Annotated in this window: 1 protein-coding gene; it reads right to left on the bottom strand. The window is 59.7% G+C overall.

Annotation, left to right across the window (positions count from 1 at the left end; translation table 11 throughout):
* Positions 1 to 39: 39 nt before the first annotated feature.
* A partial coding sequence (locus tag H5T41_11525; protein MBC7109389.1) for a response regulator transcription factor occupies positions 40 to 516 on the bottom strand: 477 nt, incomplete at its 5' end.

The following is a 516-nucleotide window of genomic DNA, read 5'->3' as shown; positions in this document are numbered from 1 at the left end:
CCACCACCAAAACCCGCACAGGTTAAATCCTACTTCGCTTTAGTCCCTGGGCGATGGGGAATCCGTAGGAGTTTGCCAGCGCATGGCCAGAGCCCGAAGCTCGGGGACACTTCGGCAACCCAGTTTTTCCTTGAGGTTTTCCAGGTGGGATTCCACGGTCTTTTGGGAGATCCCAAGTTTTTCGGCGATCTCGGCGAGGCGTAGCCCCTGAACCAAAAGGGAAAGGATCTCCCGTTCGCGGGAGGTGAGGCCCACGTCTTTGGGAAGGAAAAGTTCGCCGCGGAGGATATTTTCAATGGCGGAAAGGATTTCCTCGGGGCTTGCGGTCTTGGCCACAAAACCATGAGCCCCGGCTCGCAGGGCCTCCGGGCCAAGACCAGGCGCATCCAAGGCGGTGAGCACGAGGATTTTGGCCTCAGGGAGCTTCTCCCGCAGGCGCCGAAGGCCCTCAAGACCGCCTGCGGGCATGAGGAGATCCCAAAGAACAAGGTCCGGTTGCAGCTCCGCTGCCTTTCG

The sequence above is a fragment of the Methanomassiliicoccales archaeon genome, assembly GCA_014361295.1.
Taxonomy (GTDB): Archaea; Thermoplasmatota; Thermoplasmata; order Methanomassiliicoccales; family JACIVX01; genus JACIVX01.
The sequence above is the reverse complement of the archived record's forward strand: the minus strand, read 5'-3'. Positions and strand labels throughout refer to the sequence as shown.